Genomic DNA, 18,145 nt, shown 5'->3' with positions numbered 1-18,145 from the left:
GCCGGTCACTGGTCCGGGGTCCCAGGCGGCGGGGGGCCGGACACGTGGACCGGCCCCGCGCCCGGGCGTCAGCCCTCGTCGGAGGCGGTGGCGACCGTGGTGGTCTTCTTCGCCGTCGACTTGGCGGCGGCCGTCTTGGCGGTCTTGACCGCCTTCTTGGCCGTCGTCTTCTTCGCCACCGTCTTCTTGGCGGCGGTCTTCTTGGCGGCCGTCTTCTTCGCCGCGGTCTTCTTGGCAGCCGTCTTACGGGCCGTCTTCTTGGCCGGGGCGGCCTCCTCGACGGACTCCTCGGCGGCCGGGGCTTCGGCGGCCGGTGCCTCCACTGGCTCGGCAGCCTCGGCGGCCTCGGCAGCCGGTACAACCACGACGGCCGCCTCCTCGGACGCGGTCGGCGCGGTGGCCTTGCGCACCGCACGGCGGCGCGGGCGGGCCGGAGCGGCGCTCTCGGTGGGCGCGGCCACCTCGGCCTCGGGCTCCGCGACCGGTTCCGGTGCGGTCTCCGTCACCGTCGCAGCCGCCGTCTCCGCCGCCGTTTCCGCCGTCGGGGCGGTCTCGGCGACGACCGTCACCACGGTCGCCTCGGCCCCGGCCGGGGAACCGGCGGGCGCCGACACCTTCCGGGTGGCACGCCGACGCGTACGGCCCTTGGGCGCGGTCTCCTCGACGGCCGGGGCCGCCTCGGTGACAGCGGCCTGGGTCACAGCGGCCTGGGTCACAGCCGCCTCGGCCACAGCGGCCTGCGGAGCCTCGACCAGCGGGTCCTCGACGGCGACGGGCTCGGCGTGCGCCTCGGCGGCCGGCACCGCTGCCGACGCCACCTCGGCCTCGGCCTCCCGCCGCGTCGCACGGCGTTCCCTGGGCGCGCCGGCCGGAGCCGAGGCCCGGCGGCTCGCCCGGCGGCGGGTACGGCCGCGGCCGGCCGCGGCCTCCGCCTCGGCGACGCTGCTGTACAACTCCTCGTCCGGCGCGAAGTCGGGCGCGGACAGCGCCACGGGCACGGCGACCTCGGCCGCGACCTCCGCCGCCGTCTCGACGGCGTGGACGGCCTCGGCGTGCTCGACGGCCCCGTCGGCCACGACCTCGTGCGTCTCGTGCACGTCGTGGTCGTGGTCGTGCTCGTGTCCGTCGCCGCCGCGCCCGCGCTTCTTGCGCTTGCCGCCGCCACCGCCGCCGGAGCTGGGCTGCTCCATGTGGACGATGACGCCACGGCCGTTGCAGTGCACGCAGGTCTCGGAGAACGACTCCAGCAGGCCCTGTCCGACCCGCTTGCGGGTCATCTGGACCAGCCCCAGCGAGGTCACCTCGGCCACCTGGTGCTTCGTACGGTCCCGCCCGAGGCATTCGAGCAGGCGCCGCAGCACCAGGTCCCGGTTGGACTCCAGGACCATGTCGATGAAGTCGATGACGATGATGCCGCCGAGGTCGCGCAGCCGCAGCTGGCGGACGATCTCCTCGGCCGCCTCCAGGTTGTTCCTGGTGACGGTCTCCTCGAGGTTGCCGCCCTGGCCGGTGAACTTGCCGGTGTTGACGTCGACGACGACCATCGCCTCGGTCCGGTCGATGACCAGCGAACCGCCGCTCGGCAGCCAGACCTTGCGGTCCAGCGCCTTGGACAGCTGCTCGTCGATCCGGTACGTGGCGAAGACGTCGACCTCGGAGGTCCACTTCGACAGCCGGCCCGCGAGGTCGGGCGCGACGTGCGCGACATAGCCGTAGACGGTCTCCCAGGCCTCGTCACCGCTGACGATGACCTTGGAGAAGTCCTCGTTGAAGATGTCGCGGACGACCCGGACGGTCATGTCCGGCTCGCCGTACAGCAGCGTCGGGGCGTTGCCGTTCTTCGACTTCTTCTGGATGTCCTCCCACTGCGCCTGGAGCCGTTCGACGTCGCGGCGCAGCTCGTCCTCGCTCGCGCCCTCGGCGGCGGTGCGCACGATGACGCCCGCGTCCTCGGGGACGATCTTCTTGAGGATGGTCTTCAGCCGGGCCCGCTCGGTGTCGGGCAGCTTGCGGCTGATGCCGGTCATCGAGCCCTCGGGGACGTACACGAGGTAACGGCCGGGGAGGGAGACCTGGCTGGTCAGGCGGGCGCCCTTGTGGCCGATCGGGTCCTTCGTCACCTGGACGAGGACGGACTGGCCGGACTTCAGGGCGGACTCGATACGGCGCGGGCCGTTGGCCATGCCCAGCGCCTCGAAGTTGACCTCACCGGCGTAGAGCACGGCGTTGCGGCCCTTGCCGATGTCGATGAAGGCGGCCTCCATCGACGGCAGCACGTTCTGGACCTTGCCCAGGTAGACGTTGCCGACGTACGAGGTCGACTGCTCCTTGTTGACGTAGTGCTCGACGAGCACGCCGTCCTCCAGGACGCCGATCTGGGTGCGGTCGCCGTGCTGACGGACGACCATCACGCGCTCGACGGCCTCGCGGCGGGCGAGGAACTCGGCCTCGGTGATGATCGGGACGCGCCGGCGGCCCTGCTCGCGGCCCTCGCGGCGGCGCTGCTTCTTGGCCTCCAGGCGGGTCGAGCCCTTGATGGACTGGACCTCGTCGGACGGCTCGGAGGGCTTGCGGGGCTCACGGACCTTGACGACCGTGCGCTCCGGGTCGCCCTCGCCGGGCTCCGCCTCGCCGGAGGTGTCCCCGGCGCGCCGGCGGCGGCGCCGGCGACGACGGCTGCTGGAGGAGGACAGGCCGGCCTCGTCGTGGGCCTCCTCGTCGTCCTCTTCCTCCTGCTCGGCGGTGTCCTCGGCATCCTGCTCGGCCTGCTCGGCGGCGAGCTCGTCGGTCCCGTCCTCGGCGCCCTCGCCGTCGAAGGCGTCACCGCGACGGCGGCGCCGGCCACCGCGACGGCGGCGCCGGCGGGAGCCGGACTCCTCGGCCTCGTCCTCGCCGTCGGCGGTGTCCTCGACGGACTCCTCCGGCTCCTCGGTCTCGTCCTCGGCCGCGGCCTCGGCGACCGGGGCCTCCTCCACGGCGCCCCGGCGGCGGCGCCGACGGCGCGAACCGGCGTCGGCCTGCTCGGCCGGCTCCGCGGCGAACGCCGTGGAAGCGGAGTCGGCAGAGGCGGTGGCGGAAGCGGCGGTGGCGGAAGCGGTGGCCGCGGAATCCGTGGCGGCCCCGAACTCCTCGGGCTCCTCGGCGCCTGCGGCCTCGGCGGCCGCTTCGGCGGCGGCGCGCTGGGGGGTCTGGAACTTCGGCTCGGCGAACACGGGCGCCTGGAAGACGGCGACGGCGGGGCGGGCCGGGCGGCGCTGCGGCTCCTCCTCGGCGGCGGCCGGGGCGGCGGGCTCGGAGAACCCGATGGCGGCCTGGCGCACGACGCGACGCCGGGACCGGCGCGGTGCCTCGGCCTCGACGGACTCGGTGGCCGGGGCCTCGGCGACGGCCGCTGCCTGCGGCTCCTCCTCGACGGCAGCGGCGGCCGTCTCGGCGGCAGCGGCCTCGGACGCACCGGCGGGCGCGGACACCCGGCGGGTCGCACGGCGACGGGCACGCGGAGCCGAAGCTGCCTCCTCGACGACGTCGACGGCCTCTACGGCCTCAGGCGCCTCGACCACCTCTGCGGCCTCGGCGGCCACGGTCGTGACCGCGGCCTCTTCACCGGCCTCGGCGGGCGCCGCGGCACCGGCGGGCGCGGACACCCGGCGGGTGGCACGGCGGCGGCTACGCGGAGCGGGCGCGGCCTCCTCGACGACCTCGACAGCCTCGGCTGTCTCGACCGTCTCAGGGGTCTCCTGGGGCTGCGCCTGCTCGGCCTCCGCCAGGGCGGAGGGCTCCTCGGCGGCGGCCGGGGCAGCGGCGGGCGCGGACACCCGGCGGGTCGCGCGGCGACGGGTACGCGGAGCGGGCGCGGCCTCCTCGACGACCTCAGCGGCCGCAGCGGACTCGACGGTGCCCTGGGCGGGCTCGGTCGCGGCTGTCGCAGCGGCGGGCGCGACGGTCTCCGCCGCCTCGGCGCCCTCGGTCTCGGCGGCGGCCGTCGCACCGGCGGGCGCGGACACCCGGCGAGTGGCACGGCGGCGGCTACGCGGAGCGGGCGCAGCCTCCTCGACGACCTCGACAGCCTCGGCTGTCTCGACCGTCTCAGGGGTCTCGGCGACCTCTTCCGTCGCTTCGGCGGCGGATTCGAAGGTCTCGGCGGCCGGTATGGCCGGCGCCGCGGTCTCTGCCACGGCCTCGGTCCCGGCGGGCGGTCCCGCGGGGCGGGACGCGGCACGGCGACGCCTGCGCGGCGGCAGGGTGTCGCTGGGGGTGTTCAGTTCGGAGCCCTCGGTGGGCTCGGTCGGTTCGAGCATGCGGGCGTTTCTCCCGTCAGGCTCCCGGGCGCCGCGCCTGGTCCGGCGTCGATCGGTCGAGCGACCGCCGGTGACGTCCGCGGCTCGCGCGGTGCGCGGTGCCGCCGTGTGGGGCGCGGGCGCCGCACAGGAGCTTTCTGTGTCCTGTCTCGCCGGTTCCGTACGCCTTGTCGCGGACGGCCTGGCGAAAGTCTTCTGGTCGGTGCGCTGCCCGACCCAGGTGGCTCCCGAGTACGAGGGCTGCGCTACGACGTCCGTCCTTCGCGGGACCTTCCTTACGCCGACGCCGTCGCGGCGGCAGCGGGTTCGGCCTTCGAAAGGGCCTGAGCTGCCTCGCGGTCGGGCGCGAGCGGGTCGGTCACCGTGCCGGTCTCTTCATCGAGCAGCCCCTGCGCCAGCCTGGTCACCGCTGCGGGGACCGGCGGCGCCAGGTCGGCCACGGCGCGGAGACCGGACAGGACGTCGTCGGGTCGTACGGCAGGCGTCACGTGCCGAACAACCAGCCGCAGTATCGCACAGGGCTGGTCGGTCGGCCTATCAGCCGTTTCACTCTGTGTTTCAAGTTGCACGACCGCGGGGCGGGCGTCGAAGGTGCGGACGCCGTTCTTGGTCATGCGCTGGACCTCGACGGTCTCGGCGCTGTTGAACGCGGCGACGGCCTGTTCGGCCTGTGCCGGGTCCACGCCGGGCAGCCGCAGCTCCCACACGGATGCGGTGAGCCGGTCGGCGAGTCCGGACGTGTGTGCCTCGACCGCGTCGACGATGTCGAGCCCGGCGGGCAGGGACTCGTCGAGGAGGGCGCGCAGCCGCTCCGGGTCGCGGGGTGCGGTGAGCGCGATCTCCAGGAACTCCGCCTCGCTGCCCGTGCCGGTGGGTGCGGCATTGGCGTACGACACCTTCGGGTGCGGTGTGAACCCCGCCGAGTACGCCATCGGCACCTCGGCGCGGCGCAGCGCACGCTCGAAGGCGCGCTGGAAGTCACGGTGGCTGGTGAACCGGAGGCGGCCGCGCTTGGTGTAGCGCAGTCGGATGCGCTGCACCGCGGGTGCGGGCGGCGGGCCTTCGGGCTGTCGCTTGCCCAGTGTCGTCAGTCCTTCGTGGTTCTGGTGCGAGGGCCGTACCGCTGTCGGCCGCACGGCTGTGTACTGCTATCCATCAAGAGTACGTGTGTCGCGGCCCCCGGGTTCCCGGCGGTCCACGGGCGCGGGCCGCGTCGGTTCGCCGAAGAGGGCGCGGCGGAGGTCGGCGCGGGCCTGGCGTACGGCGCGGCCGATCGCGCGCGCGGCCTCGGCCGCAGGGTGCAGTACGAGGTCGCGCACGACGTGTCCGACCGGGGTGAGGACGGTCCGGTACACCCACCGCGCGGGTTCCAGGAAGATCCACCGGAAGAGGGTCCCGAGCACCCGTCCGGCGGCCCGTGCGACGTACCCGGCGGCCCGCCAGGCGTGGCCGAGGGCCTCCCCGATCTCCCTGAGGACGATGCCGAGGACGCGGCCGGCCGGGGCGAGGACCCAGCGCCACAGGGCGACGGCGGGCAGGACGAGGAGCACCCGCGCGGTCCAGTACAGGGCGGTGCCGAGCATGTCGGACAACCAGGCCACGGCCTTGGCGACGGGTGTGAGGAGCCACACGACCGCGTGACCGATCGGGGTGAGCACGCGCGCGTGGAACCACACGAGGAACCGCACGAGCGCATGGCCGGTCGGGGTGAGCACGCGCGCGTAGAGCCGTACGAGGGCGTGGCCGAGGGGGGTGAGCAGGTGGCGGTACAGCCAGATCAGGGGTACGACGAGGAGTCCGTGGAGAATCCAGACGATCGCGCGTCCCACCGGGGCGAGGACGTATCGCCACAGGAACCGTGCGGCGGCGGTGAACGCGTCCCAGAGCAGGCGTACCGGCAGCACCACCAGGAACACGAAGATCCGCACGGGGATTCTGACCGCGACGACCAGGCATCCCTCGGGGTACTGCGCCTGCGGCGGTGGCTGGGGCGGCCACTGGGGCCGTTTCTGCATGTCCATGGCCGGAGAGACGCTATCGGGTGCCGCGCGGATGCGATCGGCCACCCTTGATCACCGATCGGCGGCGAGACGGTAACGGTTGACCCGCTCACGCCAATCTGAATGGAACCGGCCACGTCGGCTTGATTTGCTGTGCGCACAATCACGCCTTGATCCCTGGGGGACGAGTAATGAACTGGTACGTGGACGTACTGAAGAAGTACGTGGTGTTCAGCGGACGCGCGCGCCGCAAGGAGTACTGGATGTTCGCGCTGATCAACCTGGTCATCGCGATCGTGCTCGCCGTCGTCGGCAACGCCATCCACTTCGCTGCCCTTGCCGCGATCTACAACCTCGCGGTGCTCCTGCCCAGCCTCGGTGTCGCGGTCCGCCGCCTGCACGACACCGGCCGCTCGGGCTGGTCGATCCTGATCGGCATCATCCCGCTGGTCGGCTGGATCATCCTGCTCGTCTGGCTCGCGTCCGACAGCAAGCCGGAGGAGAACCAGTACGGCGCCAACCCGAAGCTCGCGGCCGCCGTCTGACCTGCCGACATCCCGAAGGCCCGCCGGAACCGTCCGGCGGGCCTTCGCCTGTCCGGGCGGCCTATGCCGCGGAGGACGAGTTCCTCCTGTTGCGTTCGGTCTGGAGGTGCAGGACCAGGAAGAGGACGCGCAGGAGGTCGTCGGGAAGGGCGTGCAGCCCGGCGGGCAGGACGACGCGGCGGGGCCGGCTGCTCAGCAGGTCGTACTCCACGGAGAGCGGGCCGATCCCGCGCACCCGGCCGCTGAGCCGGGGGTGGTCGATCGGGTACGGCCCGATGCGCCGCGGGATCCCCGACCAGGCGGTGGAGTCGACGTCCCAGGTCCCGAACGTTCTGGGAACGGTGCCCAGGCGGCCGTAGCCGATCTCGAGGTCGCCGATCCGGCGCAGCCGGCTGCCGAGCATGTCGTACTCCAGCGGGTGCGGCCCGAGCGTGCGGGGCCGGCCGCCCCAGCGGCCGTAGGTGAGCTCGACCTCTCCGATGCTGCGCAGCCGGCTGCCCAGCAGGTCGTATCCCAGTTCCAGTTCCATGTCCGCCAACTCCCCCGTCGTGCGCCCGCGTTCTGCTGTTCGCCTGTTCACCGGTGTTCGGATTCCCCGATTGTGCGGCCGGTTCTGCGCGGCTTCCATGGCGGTCGTGTCACGGTTTCGTCGGCAGCCGGAAAACGCGGTCCGGAGGATCGGGTCGGCGGCGCGTCATGTCCGCTGGACCGGCATGCCGTTCCAGCGGGCGAGGAACTTGCCGATCTCCCACAGCGCCAGCAGCGCGAGCGCCGGGAGCAGCGTCCAGCCGAACTGGGCCAGGTTCAGTTCGGTCGTGCCGAGCAGTCTGCGGAAGGCGTCCATCTGGGTGACCAGGATCGCGAGGACGAACTCGATCAGCATGGCGCGGTTCATCTGCTTGCTGTCGAAACTGGCGGTGGTGAGAACGGTGTCGCGTTCGCTGCGGCACTCCAGGGCGGCCACGATCAGGCAGAGCGCGAAGGACGTGAACGCCATGGACTGGCCGATCGCGACGCTGTCGTAGCGGGATCTGCCGAGGTCGATCAGGCAGAGCAGGCCGATGGTGATCACCAGGCCGGACAGCCCGACGGTGAGCACGACGCCCCGGGTGAGCACGTGTGCGCCGCGCGGTCGCGGGCGGCGGGCCATCAGGCCGGGACTCTGCCGGTCGAAGCCGAGCGCGAAGCCGAAGGCCGCGTTGACGAAGAAGTGGATCCACAGCACCTGCGCCGGGGTGAACGGCTCCCCGGCGGCGATGTCGAACAGGGTCGCGCCGAGGAACGTCAGCACGAACACCACGAGCAGGACGAGGACGAACCGGATGTACTTGGTGAGGTTGTCGTAAATCTTGCGGCCCTGTTCGACGGCGTAGACGATCGTGGCGAAGTTGTCGTCGGCGAGAACCATACGGCTGGCGTTCTTGGCGACTTCGGTGCCGGAGCCCATGGCGATGCCGACGTCTGCCGCCTTGATCGCGGGCGCGTCGTTGACGCCGTCGCCGGTCATGGCGACGACGCCGCCCTTCTTCTTCAGCGTCTCGGCGAGCAGCACCTTGTGTTCGGGTGCGACCCGGCCGACGACGCCGATGCCGTCGATCCGGGCGAGCCGTTCGCTCTCCGGGAGGGCGGCGAAGTCCGCGCCGAGCACGGCCTCCCCGTCGATGCCGAGCTGCCGGGCGATGGCGGCGCCGGTGACGACGTCGTCGCCGGTCACCATGCGGACCCTGATGTGCGCGGCCTGTGCGTCGGCGACCGCGGCCCTCGACTCTGCACGGGGCGGGTCGACCATGCCGACCAGGCTGGTCATCAGAAGGTCGGTGACGTAGCCGAGCAGGTCACCGTCCGGGTCGAACGCCGCCGGGTCGAGGTCGCGGCGCGCCGCGGCCATCACCCGCAGTCCCTCGCCGCCCATCCGTTCGACCTGCTCCTGGGCCCGCTGCCGCAGTTCGTCGTCCCAGGGGACGGCCGCGCCCTGTCGGAGTGCGGTGGCGGCGCGGTCCATCACGGCGGGCGCCGCGCCCTTCACGAAGCAGCGCACGACGGGGCGGCCGCTCTCGTCGGTGGCCCGGTTGAAGGTGGCCATCAGCTTGTAGGCGGGGTCGAAGGGCAGTACGGCGAGCCTGGGCAGCCGTTCCCGGGTGGCGTCGACGTCCAGGCCGGCCTTGTGGCCGAGGACCAGCAGGGCGCCCTCGGTGGGGTCGCCGACGACCTTGCCGTCCACCAGCCGGGCGTCGTTGGCGACCAGGTAGGGCAGGATCACGTCGGTCATGTCCGGGGCGCTGCCCACCGGGTGCCGGATCCTGCCCTCCAGGCCGTAGCCGGTGCCGGAGACGGTGTAGCGGTCGCCGGCGTCGACGACCTCGACGGCCGTCATCTGGTTCATGGTGAGCGTGCCGGTCTTGTCGGAGTTGATCGCCGAGGTGAACCCCAGTGCCTCCACCGACGGGAGGTCCTTCACGATGGCGCGGCGCCGGGACAGGTCGACGGCGCCGATGGACAGGATCGTCTGGGAGACGGTGGGCAGGGCCTCCGGGATGGCGGCGATCGCCAGCGAGACGGCGCTGACGAACAGCGCGTCCCACGCCGTGCCCCGCTCGCGGCCGAGTACGAACATCAGGATCATCGTCACGCCGGCCGTCGCGGTGATCCACAGGGTGAGCCGGTCCATCTCCCGGGTCAGCGGCGAGGCCTCCCGGCGGGTGGTCGACAGCATGCCCGAGATACGGCCGAGTTCGGTGTCCGCACCGGTCGCGGTCACCACCATCGTGCCGCTGCCGTGGGTGACGGGGGTGTTCATGAACGCCATGTTCCGGCGCTCGCCCGGCGGCAGGTCGGCGTCGGTGAGCGTGGTCGCCTCCTTGGCGGCCGGCACGCTCTCCCCGGTCAGCGCCGACTCGTCGATCTGCAGGGCGTTCGCCGTGACGACGCGGCCGTCCGCCGGCACCTCGTCGCCCGCCGCGAGCAGCACCACGTCACCCGGTACGACCTGCTCGGCCGGGATCTTCGACTCGGTGCCGTCCCTGCGCACCCGGGCGGTGGCCTTCATCATCGATTTCAGCGCGTTCATGGCGCTGTCCGCCTTGCCTTCCTGGCGCATCCCGGCGACCGCGTTGACGACGGTCAGGACGAGCAGCAGGATCCCCGTGCTCCACTCCTTGATGACGAGCGAGACGACGGCGGCGGCGACCAGGACCAGTTGCATGTAGCTGCGGTACTGGGCGAGATAACGGCGCCAGCCCGGCAGCGGTTTCTCCTCCGGCAGCGCGTTCGGGCCGTGTGTCCGCAGCAGTTCCGCGGCGCGGGAGCCGGACAGTCCGGCGGCCGGATCCACGTCGAAGGCGGCGGCCACCTGCTCCGGCGGACGCGCGTACCACGGCCCGCCGCCGTCCGCCCGGTCCTGCGGGGCGTCTGCCGGCGCGGTCATGAAGACGCCTTCTTGTTTTTCTGGTTTTTCTTGTTTTTCTTGTTTTTCGTGGTCTTCGTGCTCGTCTTGATTTTCGCCTTGTTCTTCTTCTCTGCCGCCACGTACGGATCTGGGGCCGCACCCGCGGGTGCCTCCGCTTCCAGGTCCTCCCTGATCTGGGCCAGTTCACGCCGTTTCTCGTCGCTGACCTGCGGGTACTGCGGATCGATGTCCATCAGGGTGTGCACCAGGACGGCGGCCGCGCACACCCGGGCGAACCACTTGTGGTCGGCGGGAACGACGTACCAGGGCGCCCATCGCGTACTGGTGGCGGACAACATCTGCGAAAACGCCCGCTGATAGTCGTCCCAGTAGGCCCGTTCGCGCACGTCGGCCGACGAGAACTTCCAGTTGCGCTCGGGTACGTCGATGCGTTTGAGGAAACGGGTGCGCTGTTCTTCCTTCGACAGGTTCAGGAAGATCTTCACGATCCTGAAGCCGTTGTCGGTCAGATAGCGCTCCCAGTCGTTGATCTCGCGGTAGCGCCGTTCCCACACGTCCGGGCCGCGGGCCGCGTCGGGCAGTTTCTGGCGGCGCAGGTTGTCCGGGTGCACCCGGACCACGAGCACTTCCTCGTAGTGGGAGCGGTTGAAGATGCCGATCTCACCGCGGCCGGGCAGGTTCCGGGAGTAGCGCCACAGGTAGTCGTGGTCGAGTTCGTCGTTCGAGGGGACCTTGAAGCCGACGACGCGCACGCCCTGCGGGTTGACTCCGCTCATGACGTGGCGGATGGTGCCGTCCTTGCCGCCGGCGTCCAGTGCCTGCAGGCAGAGCAGCACTCCGTAGGTGTCCTGGGCGGCCAGCCGTCGCTGGTAGTCGGCCAGTTGCTCGATACCGCTGCGGAGCAGTTCGACGCCGTCCTTCTTCTTGCGGATGCCGGCCCGGAAGCCGGGGTCGAAGTCCTCGGCCAGCCGCACTTTGCTGCCGGGCTCGACCCGCAGGGGCTCGATGAACTCCGCGACGCGGTCGGCTCCGTCGTCACCCATGACCCACCCGCCCTTCGCACCGGCCGGTCCGCCTGTCACAGCGGCCCGTCCAGCCTCCCGCCGACCGCCCGGGCCGTCCTCACCCCTCGCGGGTGGTTCAGGTCGTAGCGCCTCGCGGGTGGTTCAGGTCGTACGGCAGGGCCGCGGCGCACGGGTCAGGCGGTGGCATCCCCGCCGGCACCGCGGTCGCGGCGGTCGCCGGCGTCACCGCGGCGCGGAAGGACGCCGGCGGCGAGGAGGGTGTCGTACAGCCGCTGCTGTTCCGGATCGAGGCCGGAGTACAGCATGTCGTAGGCCTCCACCTCGCCCCGCACCATCTCGACGGGGTCCCAGTCGTCGCCGAGCGCCGCCATGACGTGCGCCCTGCGGGTCATCTCGTGACCCGTGAGGTCGACGGAGAACTCGACCGGCTCGGTGGGACGGGAGGCATCTTTGTCGGACATATAACCGAATTTAGGTACGCCGTATGGCTGACGACAAGAGCCCGTGGGGCACATCACAGCAGGTCGGGGGCGCGCCTGCGGCCGGTACCGGCTACGCGGGCGGGGCGGTCCCGGCCGGTGTCCGGCTCACGCGGGCGGGGCGGTCCCGGCCTGCTCGCTCACCAGGTACCGCGCGTACCAGTCCGGCCAGTCCGGGTCCTCGCCGCCCGTGCGAGCCTCGTGCTCGCCGTGCGCCGCCGCGGCCCGGCGCAGAGCGCTCGCCAGGTCGCCGGCCGAGGAGAACGTGGTGGCCGCGGGGTCCAGCCGCCCGGGGAGCCGGGTGGTGACCTGCTGGAGGAGCCAGCCGTTGCCGTCCGGATCGCTGAACGACAGGAAGGAGCCGTAGCTGCCGTCGGGGCCGGCCACCCGGGCATCGGTGCCGGCGTGGTGGAAGACCCCGCCGGCGTCGTGGAACACGTCGCTCGGGCGGGCGCCGTGCCGGGCCAGGTCGTCGTGGGCGGCCCCGATGTCGTCGACGATCAGGTGCAGGCCCTGGGCCGAGCCCGGAGCCTGGTCGGTGACCGACGAGCCGAAGATGACCGACGCCGGGGAGCCGGGCGGGGTCACCTGTACGACCCGGAAGTCGCCGTCGCCGGCGACGTCCGCGTCGAGCCGCCAGCCCAGTGCGGTGTAGAAGTCCTTGGCGCGGTCGACGTCTGCCACCGGCACCACGACGACCTCCAGTTTCATGTCCATGACTTGCGCCTCCCGTCTCGTAGGGGCGTGGGGCTGTGGGGTTGCAGGGCTGCAGGGCTGCAGGGCTGCAGGGCCGTGGGGGATACCGGCGGGGGCGGGGGGTCAGTGTGGGAGCAGTTGCTGACCGCCGTCGATGTCGTAGGTGGCGCCGGTGAGGGCGTCGTTGACCATGATGTGCAGGGCGAGGGCGGCGACGTCCGCCGGGCCGACCACGCGGCCGATGGGCAGCGTCTCGCGCAACTCCTCGCGGCGCGCCTCCAGTCGGTCACCGAGGAGGGCGGCTGACAGGGGGGTGTCCACGAACCCGGCCGCGATGAGGTTGACCCGGACCGGGGCGACCTCCAGTGCCAGGTTGGCGGTGAGCGCCGGGAGCGCCGCGGTGACGGCGCCCACCACGGCCATCCCGGGCGCGGGCCGCCGGCCACCGGTGCCGCCGATGAACAGCAGCGTTCCCCCGGCCCTGACCTTCTCCCGGCCCGCCCGCGCCACCGCCAGCATCATCGCGACACGTCCGCCGAAGTCCTGGGCGGCACGGGTCAGATCGAGTTCGCCGAGGGGGGTGTACGACGGGCTGCCCGCCGTCACCATCACATGGTCGACCCGCCCGGGCAGCTCCCCGAGGAAACGCTCCAGGTGTGCGGTGTCCTGGGCGTCGAGCACGGCCGTGGTCAGCGGGCGCAGTTCGTCCGCGGCCCGCTGCAGGCGCTCGGCGTTGCGTGCCACGAGCACCAGGTCACCGCCGGCGGCCCGCACCTGCCGCGCCGTCTCCAGACCGATGCCGGCGCTGCCGCCCACCACGACGACCGTCTGCCCGGCCAGTTCCCCGTGCGCTTCGCTCGACTCACCAGCCATGACCACCTCCGCGCCCGCCGGTGCCGCCCAACTCGTCGGCCCTGCCGACACCTTGCAGGAAGTCGTTGTACGGATCGACGCTCAGCGGAGCGGATTCCTCCGGGGAGTACCGAGCTTCGGAGGTCACGGACGGTTCCTGGTTCCCGGCTCCCGCACTCCCGACTGGCCGACTGGCCGACTGGCCGACTGGCCGACTGGCCGACTGGCGGGCGAACGGACCGAATCGCTACTGCGACGCGCAGAACGGGGTTGGCCGGGGCCGCCCCGGAACTCTCCGTCTCCCGAGCTCTCCGCCACGGTCCCGCGGCTCCGGAACCTCAGTCTGTCACCCACCCGGTGGAACGGCATCCCGGACCGGACCGGACCGGACCAGACCGGACCGGACCGAATAGGTCGTCGGCGCACGGGGGCCCGGTGCGCCGCTGCCGGTTCACCCTGTGGCCGGCGGGCGAGGGAGGACTGTCGGCAGACCTCCCTCCTTGCGGGCCGACATGATGTCGCCCCAGGGGCGCGTGTTCGACGGTGACCCGCCAGGGAGCGAAGGACAGTGCGCCCCTCCTCTCCAGGTCGTCGGCCTGATCCACCGGGCGCCGCGGACCGTGGCCGCCGGCTCTCCCCTCGGAACTCCGGACAGCTCACGAGGACAGACTCGCCGGGGCGCAGGAACATGGAATACGGGCCTGTCGGGCCGACGAGACGCTCAGCAGCCGGGAACGTCCGGCCGAGCCGCGGACCGGCGCCGGCCGGACGGCCGGGCAGCCGGGTCACCCGCTCCGTAAGAGGTCGCCCGGCAGAGGTCGCCCGACACGGCGGCCGCTCTGCCACCCCCTGGAGGCGATCATGGGCAAGGTTCTCGGTGACATCCTTGGGCTTGCGGCCGGTGTCGCGGTCAGCCCGCTCCCGATCATCGCGGTCATCCTCATCCTCGCCACGCCTCGCGGACGCCTCAACGGAGTCCTCTTCACCGTCGGCTGGATCCTGGGACTCTCGGCGCTGGGCGCGATCATGCTGGCGATCGCCTCCCCCGCGAACGCCTCCGCCCACAATCACCCGGCCACCTGGGTGGGAGCCCTCAAGCTGGCCCTTGGCCTGTTCCTCGTCGTCTTCGGCGCCCGGCAATGGCACCGGCGCCCCAAGGATCCGTCGGAAGCCCGGCTGCCGAAGTGGATGAGCGCGATCGACCGCCTCACGCCGGCCAAGGTCTTCGCACTCGGTCTGGCCCTGGCCGCACTCAACGCCAAGAACGCCCCGCTGACCATCGCCGCGGGCGCCGCGATCGGCTCGGCCGGACTGCCGGTGGGGCAGCAGATCGCAGCGCTGGCGATCTTCGTCGTGATCGCCACCCTCGGCCTGCTCACCCCGCTGGCGGTCTACCTGCTCGGCGGAGAGCGGGCCAAGACCACGCTCGGCAACTGGAAGGACTGGGCCGCCCAGCACAACGTCGCCGTGATGGCGGTCCTGTTCTTCGTCCTCGGCCTCAAGCTGCTCGGCGACGGCATCGGCATCCTCATCTCCTGAGGGGCTCGCCCTCCGACACCCCAGCCCCTGCGCCCACCCTTTGCGTCCGCCCTGTGCGCCCACCCTTTGCGCCCCCCTTGCGCCCACCTCTTGTACAACCTATCGACTTTCGATAGATTTCCATCGCAACTCGATGGAAGGACGGGGTCGTGGGAAAGCTGACAGTGCGTGCGCTGCGCGCCGTGCTCACGGTGGTGCTCGCCGGCACCGTGTTCGTACAGGCAGGGATGGTGTGGACGCTGGTGAGCGGGAACGACCCGGAGGACGGGTCGCTCCCGCTGACCCCGCTGCGGGTGATCACGATCCTGGGCATGGTGTCGGCCCAGGTCGCCCTGGTCTCCGTATGGCGGCTGGTGACGATGGTGCGACGCGGAACCGTCTTCTCGCACGCCGCCTTCCGGTACGTGGACCTCGTGATCGGCGCGATCGTGGCGGCCGCCCTCATGTGGTTCGCGGTCACGGCGATCAACGCGCCGGGCCAGCGGGACGACCCGGGTGTCACCGTCATCATGGGCGGGATCGGCATGGCCATTCTCGGGGTCGCGCTCATCGTGCTCGTCCTGCGGATGCTGCTCGCTCAGGCCGTCGCGCGCGACGTCGAAGCGGCGCAGATGCAGGCCGAGTTGGACGAGGTGATCTGATGCCGATCGTCGTCGACATCGACGTGATGCTGGCCAAGCGGAAGATGTCCGTGGGCGAGCTCGCGGACCGGGTGGGGATCACGCCCGCGAACCTGGCGGTCCTCAAGAACGGCCGCGCCAAGGCGGTGCGCTTCGCGACCCTCGCCGCGCTCTGCGAGGTGCTCGTGTGCCAGCCGGGCGACCTGCTGCGCTGGGAGACAGAGGACACCGCGGGCGGATGACGCGCCCCGGGGCAGTCACCGAGACGCCTCGCATCACCGGCCCACGGCACGGCACGCTCTTGGCCGTCGGCGGCAGCAACTTCATGCCGGTCGGGCCGATCGGGATGCGGTCGCCCATCTGCGACCGAACACCAACCGGCTCAGATCCGCGCACCAACGCACAAGCACGGAACCGCCCGGGGTAGCGAAGGCGGCCGCCGCACGAACTTCGCCGCGCACGTCCGAAGTCACCCGCGACCGCTGTTACGGGGCCGCTTCAGCACTCCGTCACGGGACCGCTCCAGCACGCCGCCGCTGCGTGGCTGCTCCAGCACGCAGTCACGTGGCTGCTTCAGTACGCCGAAGGCTGTGGAACGCCGTGGGGGTCATCCAGCCGCGGAGGGTGGCGTCGATCGTCGACCGGAATGTGGCCTCGACGGTGGCGGCGTCGAGAGCCCCTGCCAGTTCGAGCGTCACAAGCCCGTGCAGGGTCACCCAGACAGAGAGGGCGATCGACGTCGCCTCTCCCTCGAGAACGGACTCGGCCAACGCGCGGTCGATCGCCGCGAGGAGCGGCCCGATCGGATCACCGATGCCGACGGCGCCCGACGGATCGAAAGACTGCACCCCGCCGAACAGCACCGCGTAGAGATGGCTGTGTTCGCCGGCCCAACGCCGGTACGCGACGGCGAGCGCGTAGATGTCCGCCAGGGCGTGCCCGGAGTCAGGCACCGCCGACAGCCCCTGGAACAGGCCGACGACCGCCCTGTCGCGCACCTCGCCGATCAGTCCGTCCTTGCCCCCGAACAGGGAGTACACCGCCGTCGTCGACGCTCCGGCGGCCGCGGCCATGGCACGCACCGTGACCGACTCCCGGGGACCGGTGGCGAGCATCTCGGTCGCGCACGCCACAAGCCGCTCTTTGACGGTCTCGTCGTTCGTCCTCGGCCTACCCACGACGAGCAGCCTACCCGCTCTGGTAACGTCGTTTTGAAACAGCGTTCTGAAACAGATGGGGGAATCAGAATGTCTACGTCCGCCAAACGCCTTGTCAGCTTCACAGGCCGCTTCACAGGCCGCTTACTCCTTGCCCTGGCAGCGGTCGCGGCGCTGCTCGTCGTCTTTCTCGCGCTGCTCGTCGTCACGAACGGGGCGGATTCAGGGCTCCCCGCGTGGTCGACGACCCTGGGAATCGCAACGTGTGCCGCACTCTGGCGAGGCCGGCGCCGCCCAGGGCCGGCCCGGCTGATGACGTTCCTGCCGGTGGTCGTCGCCGCAGCCCTGACGGCGTCGGTCTGCATCGCCACCGTCCCGACGGCGCGGCAATACCCGCCTGACCTGCCGTCCGTGGCCACACAGCACTGGAACCTGGCCACCGGAAGCCGGGTCGCGGTGTACCACTACCCGCCCGCGAACACCGGCACCCGACACCCGATTCCGCTCGTGTACCTCAACGGCGGGCCGGTCCGCGGCATCTCGTTGCTCGACCACCGGTTCCTGCGGCTCCTGGCGCGACAGGGCTACGACGTCTACGCCTACGAACAGGCCGGCGGCGGACGCAGTGACCTGCTTCCCATGGACCAGTACACGATCTCCAGGTCGGTCCGCGACCTCGCCGCCTTCATCGACCGCCTGGGCCGGGGCCAGGTGGACATCCTCGGATTCTCCTCCGGGGCCGTCATACTCACCCGGGCCCTGGCGGACCGGCACACGGCCGCACGCCTGCACCGGGCGATCATCGCCGAGCCCGGCCCGATGGACGGCCCGACCGCGCGGATCGCCGGGCACAAGGGCCGCCGATCCGCACGCGGCCTCGCACCGGCGACGACCGGACCACGGTCGACGCATGTCCCCCGCTACGCCGTCGCATTCGGCCTCATGCGGCTGGGGCTGCTCACCCCCGACACCGGACTGATCGGACAGGCCGAAGGCGACAACGCCTTCACCGCCGCCGATCTCGGCAGCGACACCGCGTCCGGCTACTGTGCGCGCGACGCGCACCGCATCCCCACCGAGGACACGGCGCAGAACTTCTCCTTCAGCCCCGCGGCCAGCCTCCGCATCCAGCAGACGGTCAGGGACTCACCCTCCATCGCCCCGCAGCTGAGGCGCTCCCGGACCCCCGCGATGCTGATGATCGCCGAGTGCTCCTCCCAGGTCCGCGAATGGGCGACTGCCGTCCTCGCCGACGACCCCGCCGTCCGGCGCACGCAGTACATGCCCGGGGTCGGACACCACATGTGGAACGGCCTCGACGACAACGACGAACGAGCCGTCGCCGTCATCACCGCGTTCCTCCAGGACCAGCCGGCGCCCCTGCCGAACTACCCGACCCGCGGCGACCTCCCGGCCTTCCTCGGAGCCTGATCCGGACGGGCGTCCTCCGCCGCGTTCGCGGGCGAAGACCTCTGCCGGCCGGCCGACCGATGAGTTCCGGAGCCCTGTGCGGTCTGCCTCCGCACAA

The 18,145-nt window shown here is 71.9% G+C and carries 16 protein-coding genes; 5 read left to right on the top strand and 11 right to left on the bottom strand.

What is annotated here, in order from left to right; translation table 11 throughout:
- Nucleotides 1–68 precede the first annotated feature (68 nt).
- The 3 genes from ACFWPQ_RS31575 to ACFWPQ_RS31565 form a co-directional block, all read right to left on the bottom strand.
- A complete protein-coding gene (locus tag ACFWPQ_RS31575; RefSeq protein WP_384042190.1) occupies nucleotides 69–4,298 on the bottom strand; it encodes a ribonuclease E/G in 4,230 nt (1,409 codons plus the stop codon).
- A 275-nt stretch (nucleotides 4,299–4,573) separates the two neighbouring features.
- A complete protein-coding gene (locus tag ACFWPQ_RS31570; RefSeq protein WP_384042459.1) occupies nucleotides 4,574–5,338 on the bottom strand; it encodes a TIGR03936 family radical SAM-associated protein in 765 nt (254 codons plus the stop codon).
- A gap of 108 nt (nucleotides 5,339–5,446) precedes the next feature.
- Nucleotides 5,447–6,319: a hypothetical protein gene (locus ACFWPQ_RS31565; RefSeq protein WP_384042188.1), complete on the bottom strand. Its 873-nt coding sequence runs from the start codon at nucleotides 6,317–6,319 to the stop codon at nucleotides 5,447–5,449.
- A 170-nt stretch (nucleotides 6,320–6,489) separates the two neighbouring features.
- On the opposite strand from ACFWPQ_RS31565, the gene ACFWPQ_RS31560 reads away from it, so the two are divergent.
- Entirely contained in the window at nucleotides 6,490–6,843 is a 354-nt protein-coding gene (locus ACFWPQ_RS31560) for a DUF805 domain-containing protein (protein WP_384042185.1), read from the top strand.
- A gap of 61 nt (nucleotides 6,844–6,904) precedes the next feature.
- Here the strand turns inward: ACFWPQ_RS31560 and ACFWPQ_RS31555 are convergent, their stop codons facing one another.
- The 7 genes from ACFWPQ_RS31555 to ACFWPQ_RS31525 all read right to left on the bottom strand — a co-directional run bounded on the left by ACFWPQ_RS31555 (nucleotide 6,905) and on the right by ACFWPQ_RS31525 (nucleotide 13,449).
- Nucleotides 6,905–7,372, bottom strand: coding sequence for a hypothetical protein (locus tag ACFWPQ_RS31555; RefSeq protein WP_384042182.1), 468 nt, complete (start codon nucleotides 7,370–7,372; stop codon nucleotides 6,905–6,907).
- A 165-nt stretch (nucleotides 7,373–7,537) separates the two neighbouring features.
- Nucleotides 7,538–10,267, bottom strand: a complete 2,730-nt coding sequence (locus ACFWPQ_RS31550; protein ID WP_384042179.1) for a cation-translocating P-type ATPase — start codon at nucleotides 10,265–10,267, stop codon at nucleotides 7,538–7,540.
- Entirely contained in the window at nucleotides 10,264–11,292 is a 1,029-nt protein-coding gene (locus ACFWPQ_RS31545) for a polyphosphate kinase 2 family protein (RefSeq protein ID WP_384042176.1), read from the bottom strand. Before ACFWPQ_RS31545 ends, ACFWPQ_RS31550 begins: the two co-directional genes overlap by 4 nt.
- A 155-nt stretch (nucleotides 11,293–11,447) precedes the next feature.
- Nucleotides 11,448–11,735, bottom strand: coding sequence for a DUF6400 family protein (locus ACFWPQ_RS31540; protein ID WP_384042173.1), 288 nt, complete (start codon nucleotides 11,733–11,735; stop codon nucleotides 11,448–11,450).
- Nucleotides 11,736–11,861: 126 nt separating this feature from the next.
- Complete coding sequence (locus ACFWPQ_RS31535; protein ID WP_384042170.1) at nucleotides 11,862–12,470, bottom strand: VOC family protein; 609 nt, start codon at nucleotides 12,468–12,470, stop codon at nucleotides 11,862–11,864.
- A gap of 102 nt (nucleotides 12,471–12,572) precedes the next feature.
- Nucleotides 12,573–13,322, bottom strand: a complete 750-nt coding sequence (locus tag ACFWPQ_RS31530; RefSeq protein ID WP_384042167.1) for an SDR family oxidoreductase — start codon at nucleotides 13,320–13,322, stop codon at nucleotides 12,573–12,575.
- Nucleotides 13,312–13,449: a hypothetical protein gene (locus tag ACFWPQ_RS31525; RefSeq protein ID WP_384042164.1), complete on the bottom strand. Its 138-nt coding sequence runs from the start codon at nucleotides 13,447–13,449 to the stop codon at nucleotides 13,312–13,314. The genes ACFWPQ_RS31530 and ACFWPQ_RS31525 overlap by 11 nt, the downstream gene beginning before the upstream one ends.
- A gap of 713 nt (nucleotides 13,450–14,162) precedes the next feature.
- Between ACFWPQ_RS31525 and ACFWPQ_RS31520 the strand changes: the two genes are divergently transcribed.
- From ACFWPQ_RS31520 to ACFWPQ_RS31510, 3 genes are all read left to right on the top strand, one after another.
- Entirely contained in the window at nucleotides 14,163–14,840 is a 678-nt protein-coding gene (locus ACFWPQ_RS31520; RefSeq protein ID WP_384042161.1) for a GAP family protein, read from the top strand.
- A 149-nt stretch (nucleotides 14,841–14,989) separates the two neighbouring features.
- A complete protein-coding gene (locus ACFWPQ_RS31515; RefSeq protein WP_384042158.1) occupies nucleotides 14,990–15,481 on the top strand; it encodes a DUF2975 domain-containing protein in 492 nt (163 codons plus the stop codon).
- Entirely contained in the window at nucleotides 15,481–15,702 is a 222-nt protein-coding gene (locus ACFWPQ_RS31510) for a helix-turn-helix transcriptional regulator (RefSeq protein WP_361294457.1), read from the top strand. The genes ACFWPQ_RS31515 and ACFWPQ_RS31510 overlap by 1 nt, the downstream gene beginning before the upstream one ends.
- A 318-nt stretch (nucleotides 15,703–16,020) precedes the next feature.
- On the opposite strand, the gene ACFWPQ_RS31505 is transcribed toward ACFWPQ_RS31510, so the two are convergent.
- Nucleotides 16,021–16,638: a TetR/AcrR family transcriptional regulator gene (locus ACFWPQ_RS31505; RefSeq protein ID WP_384042155.1), complete on the bottom strand. Its 618-nt coding sequence runs from the start codon at nucleotides 16,636–16,638 to the stop codon at nucleotides 16,021–16,023.
- Nucleotides 16,639–16,929: 291 nt separating this feature from the next.
- Between ACFWPQ_RS31505 and ACFWPQ_RS31500 the strand changes: the two genes are divergently transcribed.
- Complete coding sequence (locus ACFWPQ_RS31500) at nucleotides 16,930–18,048, top strand: alpha/beta fold hydrolase (RefSeq protein ID WP_384042152.1); 1,119 nt, start codon at nucleotides 16,930–16,932, stop codon at nucleotides 18,046–18,048.
- The last annotated feature ends 97 nt before the right edge of the window (nucleotides 18,049–18,145 follow it).

Source organism: Streptomyces sp. NPDC058464 (genome assembly GCF_042721035.1).
Classification (GTDB): Bacteria; Actinomycetota; Actinomycetes; order Streptomycetales; family Streptomycetaceae; genus Streptomyces.
Note: the sequence above shows the minus strand (reverse complement) of the source record. Positions and strands in the feature narration are given on the sequence as shown.